Below are 15,562 nucleotides of genomic sequence, written 5' to 3' on the forward strand. Positions count from 1 at the left end.
CCTGGACCTCAATACAAAGTCGGTGATCCGCAACGCCTGGCGCATCACCTCGCAGCGCGGCCGGACCTGCCTGCGCATCCGTGTTCCCGGCGGGCATCTGCCGGCCGAGCTGATGACCGACATCCAGCAGATCGCCCAGCAGTACGGCAACGGCAGCGTCCATATCACCACGCGGCAGGGCTTTGAAGTGCCGGGAATCCGCTTCGAGGACATGGCGGCTGTCAACCGCCGCATGCAGCCGATCCTCGACGCCCTGGAGGTCGCCATCGGCGTGCCGATGGGGCAGCGCGGTTCGGGCTATCCTGCCGCGGGCACGCGGAACGTGGCGGCGTGCATCGGCAGCCGCGTGTGCCCGTTCGCCAACTACGACACGACGGCGCTGGCGGCGCGGATCGAGCGGCAGGTGTATCCCAATCACCGCCACCTCAAGATCGCATGCACCGGCTGCCCCAATGACTGCATCAAGGCGCACCTGCAGGATTTCGGCATCCTGGGCCAGACCGACGTGCAACTGGACGCCGCCCGCTGCATCGGCTGCGAGGCCTGCCAGAAGAACTGCAAGGCGCGCGTGACCGACGCGCTGGAAATGCGGCACGGTCGGCCGGTGCGCGACGCGGACCAGTGCATCGGCTGCGGCGAGTGCGTGCTCAAGTGTCCCACCGGCGCCTGGCGGCGCAGCGCCACGAAGTACTACCGCATGATCATCCTGGGACGCACCGGCAAAAAGAACCCGCGCCTGGCCGCGACGTTCCTCGAGTGGGCGACCGAAGAAGTGATCCTGGCCGTGCTGCGCAACGTCTACCCGTTTATCGAGACGCACATCGACAACCGCCTGCCCAAGGAACACCTGGGCTACATCGTCGACCGCGTCGGCTACGAAACGTTCAAGAACGCCCTGCTCAAGGGCGTGACCCTCAACGACAAGGCCGTGGTGGCCGGCGAACTGCACTTCGCCGGATATCGCCATCGGCCGCAGACCCACGAGCCCAGGCATGAACCAAGCGGTAGATAATCTGGCGGAACTGGCAGTGACGAAGATCCGGACCCTGGACAGCAGCCCGGCGCGGGTGTTCGTCTCGGCCATGTTGGCCGGAGTGTACGTGGGGTTCGGGATCGTGCTGATCTTTTCGATCGGCGCGCCGCTGCAGGCGGCCGGCTCGCCCGCGGTGCGACTGGCGATGGGGGCTTCGTTCGGCGTGGCGCTGACGCTGGTGATCTTCGCCGGGTCGGAACTGTTCACCGGCAACAATATGATCATGACGATCGGCTGCCTGAGGCGCCGGATCGGGTGGGGGCAGATGATGCGGGCCTGGACGGTCTGCTACGCCGGGAACCTGGCCGGTTCGCTGGCGCTGGCGGCCCTGATGGCGATGTCCGGACTGTCGCGCGGGGCGGTGGGGGAGTTCGTCACCGCGACGGCGGCCGCCAAGATGAGCGCCCCGGCCGCGGAATTGTTCGCCCGCGGCGTGCTGTGCAACATGCTGGTGTGCCTGGCGATCTGGACGGCCAGCCGCACCAAAAGCGACGCGGCCAAGCTGGGTCTGATCTTCTGGTGCCTCTTTGCGTTTATCGGTTCGGGGTTCGAGCACAGCATCGCCAACATGACGCTGCTGGGCTGGAGCCTGCTGATCCCGCACGGCCCCGCCGTCTCCTGGGCAGGCCTGGCCGCCAACTTGATCCCCGTGACAGCCGGCAACATCCTGGGCGGCGCATTCTTCGTCGGGGCCGCCTACGCGTACATTGGATCAAGCAAGAAGGCTGAAGCCAAAGCCGCCCCCCAGCAATCGCCCGACCATCCATGCGCCGCAGGTTGTATCGAGAACCCCTGAACCCCTGCCGCGTGCCATGCCCGTGTGGCATGGGCGTCTCGCCCATGCTCCCGCCGTGTGGCATGGGCGTCTCGCCCATGCTCTTGCCGTGTGGCATGGGCGTCTCGCCCATGCTCCCCCGGGGACCGGTGCGATGCACAACTTCCGTTGTGCGTGTCCCCGCCCGCAGTTCCCCCGTCGCCGCAAGGCGACCCTGGAGTGCGGCGGCCGTGACGCCGCCCTGGATGTCTTTCGCACAAGTCAAACCGTCATCATGCAGGGAGGCCGGAACCGGAGAATGCCAAGGCATCGATCGTCTTCTGCCAGAGTCTATATGCCTTTGAGGTGGTGATTTCCAAGCCAACAACAGCCAAGGCGGCGTCGCTGCCGCCGCACTCCAGGGGGCTCTCTCAGCCCCGTCAGAGGCGACCGATAATACCGACCGACCGCAGCCGCAAGCGCCGAGCAGAGTACGGAGCCGCCCAATTTCCTGGAGCACTAATAGGGGGCTGTTCACCGTTTCCCGGCGCCGCCGTAGTCGATGCTGCCGTGGGGGGCCAGCTTATAGCCCCATCTGGCAATGTACTGCTGGCGCGGCTTGAAGTCGTCGCCGGCCTTCTTGAGTTGTGCGTGAAGCTGATCGTCGAGCTGTTTCTGCAGCGCGGCGTGCTCGGGTTTGTTCGCCAGGTTGCTCATCTGCCAGGGGTCGGCCTGATTGTCGTACATCAGCCACGGGGCTTCTTCGCTTCGCACGTAGGTATATCGCGAGGTGCGGATCGCGCGGTAAGCATGCCGCAAGGCTCCGGAGAAGGGCGAGACCGACATATACAACGCCGCGCGGCCGGCGTTCTCGCGCCCGCCCGCCGCCAGGGCCGACACGTCCTCGCCCTCGACGCTTTTGGGTACAGCCACGCCCGCCAGACCCAGCAGCGTCGGCAAAATGTCCGGCGTGTTGATCGGCGTTGCGACGGTGCGGCCGCCGGCGATCTTCCGCGCGGGGTAGCGCATCAGGAACGGCACGCGGCAGGACTCGTCCCAGGGCACCTGCTTGGTGCACGGGGCTATGCCCTGAGCGCCCATCATCTCGCCATGGTCGGAGGTGAAGATCAGGATCGTGTTGTCGGCCACGCCCGCATCGGCCAGCGTCTGCACCACCTGGCCTACGCACTCGTCCACGGCCGAGCAGTGCCCGTAGTAGCCGGGCAGTTCCCCCAGCACGCGCTGCCGCATGGCCGTCGGTACGTTGGGGTTGAGCTTGAGCTTCTCCGGCGGGTACAGATCCTTGTACCGCTTCGGCGCCGTGCCGTGCGGGAAGTGCGGCGACCCGTACGAGACCACCAGCAGGAAAGGTTTCTTGGAGGCCGCGCGGCCACGGATGTACTGCCGCGCGTCGGCCGTCTGAGCGAAGGCGTCGTAGCCGTCCCAGAACTTCTTCTCCTGCGACTGGCCGGTGTAATAGTGCGAGTGCGGATAGTTGTGGTCGCACTCAGCCGCCTTCCAGTACTCGAACCCCTGCCGCCGAGCTGGCGGAATATACGCCCCGCGCCCGTGGCCGTCGAGGTGCCACTTGCCGATGTACGCCGTGTCGTACCCCGCCGCCGCGAAAATCTCGCCCATGCACACTTCCCGATCGGGCAGGTGCAGGTCGTTGAGGAACATGCCCGTCGAGGTGGGATATCGCCCGGTCATCAAGGCCGCCCGGTACGGCGTGCAGACCGGGCAGACCGAGACGGCCGTGGAAAAATTGACGCTCTGCCCCGCCAGCCGATCAAGACAAGGCGTCTTGACGTTAGGGTCGCCCGCGTACCCGGTGGCGCAGCCCCGCCACTGATCTGCCAGCAGAAAAACGATGTTAGGCCTCTTCGCCCCCGGCAAGTCCGCCCCCGCGGCAACCCGCCCAAGAATTGCGGCCGCCGCAGCAGCGCCAGAAACCTGCAGAAATGTGCGGCGCGAAATGGACTGCGATGCGTGCATGTCAGACTCAATACGATATCAGGGAACGGGGTTGGTGGGAACCGAGAAACCGGGTGTCCCCCATACGGCGTTTCCAGTTTTACCTATTGACGATTCCGGAGTCCGTGGTATGATCCCTTTTGCTTCAATCGGCCACGATTGCCCCGTTTAACATCCCAGGAGAGGCTGCCCGTCATGGGCGGCCGGGAAGAAGGACGGAGGCGGGCATTTCAGCCGGGATATACAGGTCATATTCTATTGGGAAAGGGAATATCGCATGAGTAGGAACGTTGGCTTGATGATAGCTTTCGCGGCTGTACTTGCTGTTGCGGGTGTGACTGAGGGTGCCCCGATTCCGGTATCCAGCTATGCTCCTGTCGGGAGCACCGTGCTGAACCACACTTTTGCCCCGGACCCTGACAGAGTGAAACTGACCGATGGGGTCTTTCCAACAGGCCTGACCTACAGCTCTGCCGGTTGGGTCGGGTTTGGAACTTCAGTGAAATACGTCACCTTGGATTTCGACCTCGGGTCAGTCAACACGGTCGGCTCGGTGGAGGTCTACTACCTTTGCGCCGATGCCGATCTGGCAAGGCCCAGCCGGATGCGGGTCTATGGCAGCACGGATGGAACCTTCGCCGGGACAGGCTGGGGCAGCAACAGTGACGCGGGCCTGCCGACGACAGCGGCCGACTTCGGCGTGGCCAACTTTCCAGACACATATAAGTTCGGCAATCCCTCCACCCGCAGTGCACAGGATGTCCTGCTGACACTGACAACGCCGCTCAATGCCCGATATGTGCGCGTGGTATTCGATCATTTCACCAACGGGACATTGGACGGCAATAACCTGTGGGTGGGCGAAGTGGGATTCTTCCAGCCCATCCCCGAGCCGGCGACGCTGGCCCTGCTGTCGATGGGCGCCTTGGCGCTGATCCGCCGTCGTCGAGCCTGAGCCAGAACCACCAGAGAACCAACCATAGCGCCCCGCGAGCAATCCCGGGGCGCTGTTATGCGCACGGCCATCTCCACTCACCACCCGCCTTTGAATGTAGTATGGTGTCCCCGGAACCTCCTCCGAACTCCTAGGGATAAGGGATATATATGTCTAAGCCGCTATACCTGATTCGGCTCCGCTGTTTCCTTCGCGCAGGGAAATCAGATCAATATGCCTTTTTCCCAAGCGTAGTATACATCGCAGTCATCTGGCTCAATAGGAATAGGATCCAGCTTCGTCTCCTTGTCTTGGCGAAAGACTTTGTATGCGATGAACTGGTCTAGCTCAAACTTCTTCGTACGCATTCTGTCCAAGAAACCATAGAAGATCTCAGGGCTATGGGTCTCTATGACTATATTTGCTTTGCACCTTTTAACCGTGTCAATGAAAACATCCACTAGTGCCTTAGCGGCAATATGGTGCAGATGCAGTTCCGGCTGCTCGAAAAGCAGTGTGGCATTCTGCGCGCAATAACTACATTGTGCCAGAACGGGCAGCACTTGTGAGCAACCATACCCCAAGTCTGCCAGCGGAATCTTCTCTCCATCATGTAGCCCTAGGGAAACATCAAATAGATCCGTGCTTCCGACGCGACTCAAGCCAATTTGCTTGGCTAGCCCAAGCTGATTCAACCATCCCGCAATCCGTTTAATATGTTCGCGCGATCGCGACTGAACCGTCTCATTTGCCAACATTGGAACAGCTGCTTCTCCTGTAGCCCCAACTTCAGTGGGGTTAGAGCCGTGGGTTCTATATCGTCGAAGAGGCGATTGTCTAAAGGGGCCTAGGTATCTTACAGCAGTAAGTTCCTCTCGGATTGTATTCTGCAGTCCAAATGCCGACATGAATTCCTTCAGGACGTCTAGATCTTGCTTTGGGAACCTCATGAAACTCATTAAGTCGAAGATGAGGGATTGACTCTTCTTTAGCTCCATTGTCGCTCCGCTCTTCTCATTCTTCATCACATAGTCTTTGCCACGATTCTTCAAGGTGAAGGTGACGTCTTCTAAAGTAAAAGTGGCCGACTGAATAAAGGTCTCCTGTGTTCTACGCTTGCATCTGAACTCCCACCTCGCCACGGCACGGACATTCTTCTTCTCTTTGGCAGCCGATGTACCTGAAGAGTCAATGCCAATCCCAAGACAAACTGATTCTTTGTATGATCTTGAGTGCGCAACCTCAGTGAACCGTCCCAGGTGCACGTAAGCAGATTCGCCGTCAAGTGTCATGGGGCTCGGATTACTGGCGTTCTTGACTGTCTGTGCTAGGCAGGCGATGGCATGAATACACGTGCTCTTACCGGATGAATTTGGACCTAAGATAACAGTAATCGGCTTCAGCGGGATAGTGACTTCGCCTTTGATTCCCTTGAAATTGCTTATTGTCACTGAAGTAATTGCCATTGGTGGCTCCTTGATTCAAATGACGCTCATATGGTGCTTCCTTTTACCATGAGAAATTGGCATTTGCCAAAGTAAAATGTCCGTCGCACAGACAATAGATGGTTTCACCCGAACACTTATGATCGGTTATGCCGGCTGGGGGAGAACAAAGGGGCAGGAACCTTTCTTGCTTTCCTGGGCCACCGCTTTCGCCGATCCAAAGCGGCGTCGTTGCCGCTGCACTCCAAGGGGCCTCGCTGCCTCCAAGGCTTCTTATCCCCTAGCCTCAGCGTCCTCTGCGACCTCCCGCCTTCGCCTTCGGCTACGGCGTGGCAAGCTGCGGCTAAGAACTTTGCCGTGTCAGATTCAATCCCGCGCCTTCCGGGTCGAACACGTGGACGCGCTGCATGTCGATGTGGAACTGGGCGGGGGTGTCGGCTTTCAGGTCGCGCTGGGCGTCTACTCGGGCGACGATGTGGCCGTGCTTTTGCGTGGCGGCGAAGAGGTCCATTTTGTCGCCTAGGGGCTCGATCACCAGAAGCGTGACGGGCAGGGTGTTGCCGGGGCCGGCGAAGCGGCCTTGCTGGTGCAGGGCGATCGCCTCGGGGCGAACGCCCAGGACGGCGGGCTTGCCGATCCAGCCGGACAGCTTGGCGGCGTGGGCGTCGGTCAGGCGGAGTTGGGCGGCGCCTTCGTCGAAATAAACGCCGCCGTCTTTGGCGACGAGCTTGCCGTTGAAGAAATTCATGGGCGGGGTGCCGACGAAGCTGGCAACGAACCGGTTCGCCGGCGCTTCGTAGACTTCCAGCGGGGCGCCGACCTGGTGTACGCGGCCGTCCTTCATCACCACGATCCGGTCGCCCAGGGTCATGGCTTCTTCCTGGTCGTGGGTGACGTAGATCGTGGTGGTCTGGAGCTGGCGGTGGAGGCGTTTGAGTTCGGCCCGCATTTCGACGCGCAGCTTGGCGTCGAGGTTGCTCAGCGGCTCGTCGAACAGGAACGCCGCCGGGTGACGGACGATGGCCCGCCCGACGGCGACGCGCTGTCTCTGCCCGCCGGAGAGGGCCTTGGGTTTGCGTTCGAGCAGGTTCTCGATGCCCAGGATCCTGGCGGCTTCGCGCACGCGCGTGTCGATTTCGGCCTTGGGCATGCGACGGAGTTTGAGGGCGAAGCCCATGTTTTTGTACACGCTCATGTGCGGGTACAGGGCGTAGTTCTGGAAGACCATGGCGATGTCGCGGTCTTTGGGCGGCGTGTCGTTGACGACGCGATCGCCGATGCGGATCTCGCCGGCGGTGATCTCCTCGAGCCCGGCCACCATGCGCAGCGTGGTGCTCTTGCCGCAACCGCTGGGTCCGACGAGCACGACAAACTCCGCGTCGGCGATCTCGAGCGAGACGGCGTCGACGGCCGTCACGTCGCCGGGAAAAACCTTCGTCACGTCCTGCAACAGTACCTGTGCCATGTGCTTCTCCAAAAGCAGCATGCCTATCTTACCGGGCGGGCGTGGCATTGCAAGACACACCAGGTGTCAGTTAGGGAAACACTAAATCCTAAACACTAAATTCTAAACAAGAGTCAAAATTCAAAACCCCAATGACAAAAAGTGGCGCCGATCCAAGGGTGAGCTTTGGGCAGCGCGAGCGTTTTGGATTTTGAGTCTTTGAATTTGGCGTTTGTTTAGGATTTAGAAATTAGTATTTAGAATTTCGCCTGCGTCACGGAGTCACGATATACGTCTTTCCCGCCTCGACATTGAACTTCAGGCGGTGGCCGTCGGCGTGCGTTGAGGTTTCCTTGCCGCGCGGTTGGTGCTATTCCACCTTCTGGCGGTACGTGAGCGTGGCGGCGGGCACTTCGTCGGTCACCAGGAACTTTTCCAGGCGGTGGATCTGCCCGGTGATCGGGATCTCTACGCGGACCGGCAGCACGCCCTGGGCCTTGGCGGTCTGGGCCATTTCCTGGGCGGCCCTTAACTGGTCAACCTTTTCCGCCAGGGCTTCCTGCATTTTCATTTGTGCCGCGGCCTGGCGCTGGTATTCCACGTCGCCGAAGTGCTTGAAGGGCAGCGTGAAGGCGGCTACTTCCTTGCAGTTGCTCTCGACATTGACGACGTTGAGGTTCTTGGGCACAAAGGTCGCCCACGCCATTTGTCTGCAGGGGATGTCGCTGCCGGGCAGGGCAAGGGCAATCTGCCCTTGCGCGGCGAGCTTGACAGCCGGGGCGACAAAAACGATCTCGACGTCATAGGGCTTGAGCTCTCCCTGGGCATTGTCCTCGCCCGCCCGTTTTACGAGCGTTTCGCCGTCGACAGAGCGGCGGCGGTCGCGGCGGGCTTTGTAGCTGTCGTGGTCGTACGCGTCGCCCGTCTCGGAACGCTTGAGCGGGATGAGCAACTCGCCCTTGGCGTTGCGCACCGGGGTCACGGGCCGATCGTCAACGAACGCGCTCCAGATCGCCGCCTCTTGCGGAAGGCGCAGCGACATGAACTGCTTGAGATTGTTGCGCACGACGTACATCATCTTGGTGACGACCTTGCCGTCGGGCGTGACGGTGGTAGTGGCTTCGCAGACGTCGCTGATGGCCACCAGCACGTCCACTTCCTTGTGCTGCGTGACGTCCATCGTCAACTGCGCGTGCGGCGTCAGGTATCGATACGCAAACAGCAGCGGCGACCTGGCCTGCTCCCACAGGCCCCGGGGCAGCTCGCGCACGTCCATGCGGTCGGCGCCTTTGGCGGTGACATTGAGTTCGGCCCCGCCTCGCACTTCGACGCCCACGCTGCCGCGATCTTGCGCCGCCTCGACGTGCCACACCAGCGGCACGTCCGCGCCGGCGGCGGGGCGGTCTTTGGGCAGATGCAGGTCGTACGTTACCGTCAGGGCGTAGCTGCCCTGGGCAGGATCTTTGAGGTCTACCGTCAGGATCTCGTGGGCATCAGCCTTCTTGCCCGGGGCCGGCGCGACGGTGGTCTGGCGAATGCCCTCGCCGGTGACGCCCACCAGTTCTGCGCCCTTGGGCAGGGCGATGCGCAGCGAACCCACCGCCGCGTGCAGGATGTCGTATCGGATGTCCGCGCGCCCGCGCACGGCGGCGGCCTCGACGGTGATGAGCGTGTTGGTGGTGGCGAAGATCTTGGCTGGTTGCGGTTTGGGGCGCGCCAGTTCCAGGCTCACCTGGACCGGTTGGCGCACGTAGGCATAGCCAAAGACCATGTGCTGGGGCTCTCTGTCGCCCAGGGCCGGCATCGTCGAGGGCGTGCTTCGGACGCCCACGCGCGGCACGTTGCTCTTGCCCGGATTGACTTCGAACTCGCCGGTGGCCTGGATAGCAATGTTTCCGCGGTCGCGCTTGGAGTCCACGACGGTCACGATCGCCAGCGGCGCCTCGCCCCCGGCGGGCGCCACGTCGTGCTCATACGTCAGATGCACGCGCTGGACGCCTTGCACCGGCGCGCTGAAGGTGGCCAGCACGTACCGCTTGCCGTCGCGCGTCTCTTCGCTCCAGCGGGCGAGGTTGGATGTGTCGTCGCCCTTGGCGGCCTCGACCTTCAGGATGACGGCGCGGGCATCAAGGGCAAATTGCATCTGCGACACGGGCGCCTGGAGAATCTCGGCATGCACGCGGGCCACATAGCGAATCAGGCCGTCTTCGACATCCACCAGCGTATTGGTGTCGGTGTAGATGCGGCTGGCCTGGGCCGCTCCGCGCCAGGCGATCGTCGCCTCAGTGCCCCAGTCGCACGTGGCCGCGAAGACGGTCTTGCCGTCCTTTTCCTCAACTCGCCTGACGGCCTCTTGCAGGGCATCGCCGGCTGTGACGATCAACCCACCGCCGGGCAGGGTCATCGTGACGTTGATGATCGGGGCGGGGACCAGCGGAAACCACAGCCCGCTGAGCCCCTCGGAGGTCCAGACCTGACGCAGGATATGCACATCGATCGTGTGATCGCCTTTGCCTCGCAACAACGCGATCACCTGCCCGTTGACGGTCTGCAGGGCACAGCCCTTGCCGTCGGCGGTGACTTTGCTGAGCCCGCCGGCCTTGCCCAGCACGACGGCCGTCCAGGAGTCCTGCAGCAGCGTCACGTCGCAGGTCCCGACGATGGTCGCGACATCGCCGGCGACGCTGCCCTTGTACGACACGCGCGTGAAGAAATACGGTACGGGCGGCCCGGCCGGCGCAGCGGCGCCGCCGCGCTCCATGACCGTCTTGAGCTGGTCCCAAGGCACGGTAACCGTCGCGCCAGGCATGGACGGAACGGCCGCTTTAGCCTCAGCCACAGCCGGGCGGGCGGGCTCAGCGGCCCCTTCGGCCGCCGGCTGCGATGAAGCAATCTCCAAACCGTCGGCAAGGGTGATTCCGGATAGAAGAAGAAGTGTGCAAACCGAGAAGCGCAGCATAGCCATGGCGTTCTCCTTTTGTCGGGCGCTTCTGCCCGCTCATATAACCCATTGACTGACGATTGTTCCCCAAACAACACGGTCATTCTAAATGGAATGGTGGAAGAATGGAATGGACAGATGGGAGGAAAGCGGATGGGTGGATGATTGCATGATTGGATGGGTGGCATGGCGACACGCGTTTTTGTTTCTTGCGGGTCGCCATGGGGCAGGACGAAACCAACGACGAGGACACGTTAGCGGCGGAGCTTGCTCCGCGCGGTTGTTCGGTCGGGGAAACAACCGCGTCGAGCAAGCTCGACCGCTAACACAACTACGGAGTCATGATATACGTCTTTCCCGCCTCGACATTGAACTTCAGGCGGTGGCCGTCGGTGTGGGTTGAGATTTCCTTGCCGCCCAGATCGGTCACGCGGTAGTTGCCGGCGGCGCAGCGGATGGTGCACTCGCGCGTTGTCAGGGGGCGGATTCTGGCCTCGGTGAGTTTGCCGCCCGACCAGGCGACGTCGACGGCGTACCCGCCGCGGGCGCGCATGCCGGCGATCTTGCCCGTCGGCCACGCCGGCGGCAGGGCCGGCAGGAAGTGCAGCTCTTCGTGGTAGCTCTGCAGGAGCATCTCCATGACGGCGGCGGTTCCGCCGAAATTGCCGTCGATCTGGAAGACCCTTGGCGGGTGCAGGTCCAGCAGCGTGTCGGTGGCCTGCTCGGCGATGAGATTGATCAGGTGCTTCCAGGCTTCGGCGCCATCGCCCATGCGGGCGAAGCAGCAGGCCACCCACGAGCGGCTCCAACCGGTGTGCCCGCCGCCCTTGGACAGGCGCCGCTCGAGCGAGGTGCGGGCGGCCTGGTACAGCTCCGCGCTGCGGTCGGGGTCGAACAGGTCGCCGGGGAACAGCCCGTACAGGTGCGAGATGTGCCTGTGGCCGGGCTCGGCTTCCTCGAACTCCTGGTTCCACTCGAGCAGTTGGCCGGCACTGCCGATCTTGAGCTTGGGCAGCCGCGCCAGCATGTCGCGCCACTGACGGGCCTTGCCGGCGTCGACGCCGAGAATCTCCGCGGCTTCGATGGCGTGCGTCAACACGTCGGTGCAGAGCTGAACGTCCATCGCCGACGAAACGCACAGCGTCACTGGATGCTTGCCGCCGCCGACGAAGCGGTTTTCCGGGCTCTGCGAGGGCACGATCTGCAACGTTCCGTCTTTGTCCTCGATCAGGTACGACTCGTAGAACGCCGCGACCTCCTTGAAGAACGGATACGCCCGCTCGGCGAGGAAGGTCTTGTCCTGTCCGTACTGCCAGTGCCACCACAGGTGCTGGGCCAGCCAGGGAGCCGCCCCGATCCAGACCGCCCATCCGTGGGCCTCCGGCGTGCAGCGCCCCCAGGCGTCGGTCGTGATGGGGATGAACACGCCGTTGCAGCCGTAGAGGTCCATGGCCGCCTTGCGGCCGTGGGGGACCATGCGCTCGATGTGCTGGAACAGCGCCTCGGTGGTGTACTGCAGGTGGCCGTTCTCGGCCGGCCAGAAGTTCATCTGCAGATTGATGTCGTGGTGGTAGTCGGCCTCCCAGGCGGCGAGGATGTGCTCGTTCCACTTGCCCTGGAGGTTGGGCGGCAGTTGGGCGGTGACGGTGCTGGCCATGAGCAGGTATCGCCCGTAGTTGAAGTACAGCAGCGGCAGGGCGGGGTCCTGCTCGCCCTTGCGGGCGGCGGCCATCCGCTGATCGGTCGGCGCGGCGTTTTCGGCTACGTCCACGGTCAGCGTCAGCGTGCCGTAGTAGCGGTCGTAGACGGCCTGGTTCTGCGCCAGCAGCGCCGCCCACGCATCGGCGGGCATGGGTTTGGATCGGCACTCGGCGGCCGGGGCCATGCCCGTGGCGGTCGTGCCGACGTTGAGGCCGATCAGGACTTCGCGCGCGTCGGCGATGATGAGCCGGTCGCCCTCGATGCGGGCCGAGCCGCCGCTGCGGCGCACGTCGCCCTGCACGCGGAAGGACAGGCCCTGGTGAATGTGTCCGTCCATCACCAGTCGCTCGTGCGAGGTGTCCCATCGCAGGAAGCACGCGTCGTCCTTCACTCGGTCCAGCCAGAACTCGCCGCCGAAGGGCTTGTCTGCCGATACGCGCACCAGGATTAAGTCGTGCGCCAGATCCGCCAGGTACTGGCAGAGATAGTGTACGCCATCGGAGTCGTACTCGACGCTCACCAGGCCGCTGGCCAGGTCGAGCTGGCGGCGGTAGTTCCGCACGTCGCCATGGTCGAGCTGGAAGTGGAAGTCGCCGGCGGGCTGGTACGAGTCCACGCGGTTGCGCTGGCCGCCGATCAGCTCGCCGGCCGTACCGAACGCGTCGTCGCCGGCGGCGGTGCCCTCGTCGTACTTGCCCGCCAGCAGCAGTTCGCGCACGTGGGGCAGCAGGTGGGCGCGTTTTTCGACGTCGCGCGTGCGGTTGCACCCGCGCCAGAACCATTCGTGGTTCAGCGCGACGCGCTGCGGGTCGGTCGTGCCCAGGATCATCGCCGCCAGGCGACCCGTGCCGATGGGCAGCCCGCTCATGTATTCGGTCGGGGGCGTCGTGTACCAGAGTTTTGTTGCCGACACTGTTTGGCTCCTTATAGGCTTTACTTGCCGCAGAAGTTTTACGCGGTTGCGAGGAAATTGCCAATTGCCAATTTCCAATTGCCGATTGTCGGATACCCCGGCGCCTTGGGTCGAGGGCCTCGTAATCGTCCTCGTCCTCGTCGTTGACTCGATTGACAGACCGAGTATGGCCGGGTATGAGGTGGCCATGGCTACGACAGAACTTTACCGCGAGTTTCATCGGCCGGGGTTTCATTTCACGCCGGCCCAGGGATGGATGAACGACCCCAACGGCCTGGTGTTTTACCAGGGCCAGTACCACCTGTTCTTTCAGCACAATCCTTTCGGCACGAGCTGGGGGAACATGACCTGGGGCCATGCCGTCAGCGAAGACCTCGTACGCTGGCGGCAGATCGACAACGCCATCTGCCCCGACGAACTGGGCCACATCTTCTCCGGATCGGCCGTGATCGACTGGCGAGACTCGGCGGGCTTTGGCGGTGGGCGCGAGACGATGGTCGCGTTCTACACCTCGGCGGGCTCGATGGTCAGCCCGCCCAGGCCCTTCACGCAGTCGCTGGCCTGGAGCAGCGACCGCGGGCGCACGTGGACCAAGTATCCCGGAAACCCGATCGTGCCGGAGTTCCGTGGCGGCAACCGCGACCCCAAGGTGATCTGGCACGAAGCCGCCGGCCGGTGGCTCATGGCGCTGTACCTGGACGCCAACGACTACCTCCTGCTGAGTTCCAGCGACCTGAAGCACTGGGCGAAGCTGTGCGAGGTGACCGTCAGCGGCGCCAGCGAGTGTCCGGATATCTTCGAGCTGCCGGTGCTCGAAGGCGAAGAATCGGGGAGCATGGGCGAGATGCCCGTGCCACTCCAGGAGAAGCGCTGGGTCTTCTGGGGCGCGTCGGGCTTGTATCTGCTGGGCGACCTGACGGCCGACGGCTTTGTACCGCGCGGCGCGGCGCAGAAATCGGAACTGGGCTCCACCGGATATGCGGCACAGACCTTCAGCGACATCCCGGCCTCGGACGGGCGGCGCATCCAGATCTCATGGATGGCCGGGACGAAGTTCCCGCGCATGCCCTTCAACGGCCAGATGTCCTTCCCCGTCGAGCTAACGCTGCGGCGATTCAGCGACGGCGTGTTCCTCTGCCGCACGCCCGTGCGCGAGATCGAGCGTCTCTACGGCCGCTGCGTTGAGGTGATCGAGACCGACTTGACCGCCGGCGGGCAATTCGTGCCCGAGACGCGCCACGACCTGCTGGACGTGTCGATGGACATCGAGGCCCCCGCGTCGGCGGCCGTTGTCGTGCTGGTCTACGGCAATGCGCTGCACCTCACGCCGGACCAGGGTAAGTTCAACTTTCTCGGCCGCGACGTGCCCCTGACGCCGCCGCATGATGGGCGCGTAACGCTGCGGCTGCTGATCGACCGCACGAGCGTCGAGATCTTCGACGCCAGCGGGCGCCTGTCTGCCGGGTTCGCCATGCTGCCCGAGGCGGGCGATATCCCGCTGGTCTTGCAGGCCCATGTTAAGCACGTCCACCTGCACCGGCTGACGGTTCATGAACTGCGCACGATCTGGTGAGGCGGGCATCGAGATAGGGGACAATCCTAAAACATATTACTGCGCTAGCCCGAAACGGGGGCGTGACCTATCCATCATAGAATGTCTCTGGAGTTACGGAAGCACTCCCACAGGAGGCAGCGATGACTGAAAATTCAGTACATGACGTACCCAACACTCTAGATCAATCTCAAGAAGAGGGGATCATGGCTAGACAAGAAGCAGTTGACGAACTTCGCGACGACGTCAAGCGGCTCAAAGAAGACCTCAAAGCTATTCTTGAAAGCGTCAGCGAGACGGGCAGTGCAAAGTGGGAACACATCAGCGGTCGGATGAAAGACCAGGCGGCCGCGAAGTACGACCAATTGAAGGACGCCGCGGAGTATGCGCGTCAGCGAGGCAGCCAGGCGACGCATGCGGCACGGGAGACGGTGGCGTCTCATCCGCTGAGCTGGGTGCTGGGAGCGATGGGCCTGGGCATCGTCCTGGGCAAGCTCATGGGGAGAAAATGATGAAGGTGATCCTCGACTTGATCATGCTGGCGCGCCACTGGATCCGCTATGAAGCGGTGCGGGCGAAACGGACGGCCGTGGAGGCTGTGATGTCCGTAGCAATGATCCTGCTGGCTTTCGTGCTGGTGCTGGGGGCGGTGGGATTGTTGCTGACGTCGGCGTTCATAGCGATATCGGTGCATCTGGGGGCGGCGCTGGCGGCGCTGTTAACCGGCGGGGGGTTGCTGATGCTGGCGCTGGTGCTGCTCCTGCTGGCCCGTTCGATGTCGAGGTAGTCCGCCGCCCGCGAGACGCCAGATTCCACGGCGCCGGAATTATTGCCGTGTGAGGGATATAATACGTTCGGTCTTGTCGGACGA

11 protein-coding genes are annotated in these 15,562 nt (G+C 63.0%); 6 read left to right on the top strand and 5 right to left on the bottom strand.

The genetic code is table 11. The features are described from left to right. The first annotated feature begins 1 nt into the window (after position 1). Together asrC and ABFD92_17025 are read left to right on the top strand one after the other, a co-directional pair. The gene (asrC, locus tag ABFD92_17020) at positions 2-1,012 is read left to right on the top strand and encodes a sulfite reductase subunit C (protein MEN6506239.1); all 1,011 of its coding nucleotides are present in this window, start codon (positions 2-4) and stop codon (positions 1,010-1,012) included. After that, positions 993-1,829: a formate/nitrite transporter family protein gene (locus tag ABFD92_17025; protein MEN6506240.1), complete on the top strand. Its 837-nt coding sequence runs from the start codon at positions 993-995 to the stop codon at positions 1,827-1,829. The genes asrC and ABFD92_17025 overlap by 20 nt, the downstream gene beginning before the upstream one ends. A 492-nt stretch (positions 1,830-2,321) precedes the next feature. Here the strand turns inward: ABFD92_17025 and ABFD92_17030 are convergent, their stop codons facing one another. Beyond that, positions 2,322-3,782, bottom strand: a complete 1,461-nt coding sequence (locus ABFD92_17030; protein ID MEN6506241.1) for a sulfatase — start codon at positions 3,780-3,782, stop codon at positions 2,322-2,324. Positions 3,783-4,038: 256 nt separating this feature from the next. On the opposite strand from ABFD92_17030, the gene ABFD92_17035 reads away from it, so the two are divergent. Next, positions 4,039-4,716, top strand: a complete 678-nt coding sequence (locus tag ABFD92_17035) for a PEP-CTERM sorting domain-containing protein (GenBank protein ID MEN6506242.1) — start codon at positions 4,039-4,041, stop codon at positions 4,714-4,716. Positions 4,717-4,919: 203 nt separating this feature from the next. Here the strand turns inward: ABFD92_17035 and ABFD92_17040 are convergent, their stop codons facing one another. The 4 genes from ABFD92_17040 to ABFD92_17055 form a co-directional block, all read right to left on the bottom strand. Then, the gene (locus tag ABFD92_17040; protein MEN6506243.1) at positions 4,920-6,161 is read right to left on the bottom strand and encodes an AAA family ATPase; all 1,242 of its coding nucleotides are present in this window, start codon (positions 6,159-6,161) and stop codon (positions 4,920-4,922) included. A 322-nt stretch (positions 6,162-6,483) separates the two neighbouring features. Next, on the bottom strand, positions 6,484-7,605 hold the full coding sequence (gene ugpC / locus ABFD92_17045; GenBank protein ID MEN6506244.1) for a sn-glycerol-3-phosphate ABC transporter ATP-binding protein UgpC: 1,122 nt from the start codon (positions 7,603-7,605) through the stop codon (positions 6,484-6,486). A 349-nt stretch (positions 7,606-7,954) separates the two neighbouring features. Continuing rightward, positions 7,955-10,549, bottom strand: coding sequence for a hypothetical protein (locus tag ABFD92_17050; protein ID MEN6506245.1), 2,595 nt, complete (start codon positions 10,547-10,549; stop codon positions 7,955-7,957). Positions 10,550-10,856: 307 nt separating this feature from the next. Beyond that, entirely contained in the window at positions 10,857-13,139 is a 2,283-nt protein-coding gene (locus ABFD92_17055; GenBank protein MEN6506246.1) for a glycoside hydrolase N-terminal domain-containing protein, read from the bottom strand. Between the two features lie 187 nt (positions 13,140-13,326). Here ABFD92_17055 and ABFD92_17060 point away from each other — a divergent pair, with 187 nt between their 5' ends. The 3 genes from ABFD92_17060 (at position 13,327) to ABFD92_17070 (ending at position 15,478) form a co-directional block, all read left to right on the top strand. Further along, positions 13,327-14,712: a glycoside hydrolase family 32 protein gene (locus ABFD92_17060; GenBank protein ID MEN6506247.1), complete on the top strand. Its 1,386-nt coding sequence runs from the start codon at positions 13,327-13,329 to the stop codon at positions 14,710-14,712. A gap of 185 nt (positions 14,713-14,897) precedes the next feature. Further along, positions 14,898-15,203: a hypothetical protein gene (locus ABFD92_17065; protein ID MEN6506248.1), complete on the top strand. Its 306-nt coding sequence runs from the start codon at positions 14,898-14,900 to the stop codon at positions 15,201-15,203. Then, positions 15,200-15,478: a hypothetical protein gene (locus tag ABFD92_17070; GenBank protein MEN6506249.1), complete on the top strand. Its 279-nt coding sequence runs from the start codon at positions 15,200-15,202 to the stop codon at positions 15,476-15,478. Before ABFD92_17065 ends, ABFD92_17070 begins: the two co-directional genes overlap by 4 nt. The last annotated feature ends 84 nt before the right edge of the window (positions 15,479-15,562 follow it).

The organism is Planctomycetaceae bacterium (assembly GCA_039680605.1).
Classification (GTDB): Bacteria; Planctomycetota; Phycisphaerae; order SM23-33; family SM23-33; genus JAJFUU01.

Excerpts from the sequence above, each read along its gene's own strand:
- ABFD92_17025 (MEN6506240.1), top strand. The coding sequence starts at position 993 with ATGAACCAAGCGGTAGATAATCTGGCGGAACTGGCAGTGACGAAGATC.
- ABFD92_17030 (MEN6506241.1), bottom strand. The coding sequence starts at position 3,782 with ATGCACGCATCGCAGTCCATTTCGCGCCGCACATTTCTGCAGGTTTCT.
- ABFD92_17035 (MEN6506242.1), top strand. The coding sequence starts at position 4,039 with ATGAGTAGGAACGTTGGCTTGATGATAGCTTTCGCGGCTGTACTTGCT.
- ABFD92_17040 (MEN6506243.1), bottom strand. The coding sequence starts at position 6,161 with ATGGCAATTACTTCAGTGACAATAAGCAATTTCAAGGGAATCAAAGGC.
- ugpC (MEN6506244.1), bottom strand. The coding sequence starts at position 7,605 with ATGGCACAGGTACTGTTGCAGGACGTGACGAAGGTTTTTCCCGGCGAC.
- ABFD92_17050 (MEN6506245.1), bottom strand. The coding sequence starts at position 10,549 with ATGGCTATGCTGCGCTTCTCGGTTTGCACACTTCTTCTTCTATCCGGA.
- ABFD92_17060 (MEN6506247.1), top strand. The coding sequence starts at position 13,327 with ATGGCTACGACAGAACTTTACCGCGAGTTTCATCGGCCGGGGTTTCAT.
- ABFD92_17065 (MEN6506248.1), top strand. The coding sequence starts at position 14,898 with ATGGCTAGACAAGAAGCAGTTGACGAACTTCGCGACGACGTCAAGCGG.
- ABFD92_17070 (MEN6506249.1), top strand. The coding sequence starts at position 15,200 with ATGATGAAGGTGATCCTCGACTTGATCATGCTGGCGCGCCACTGGATC.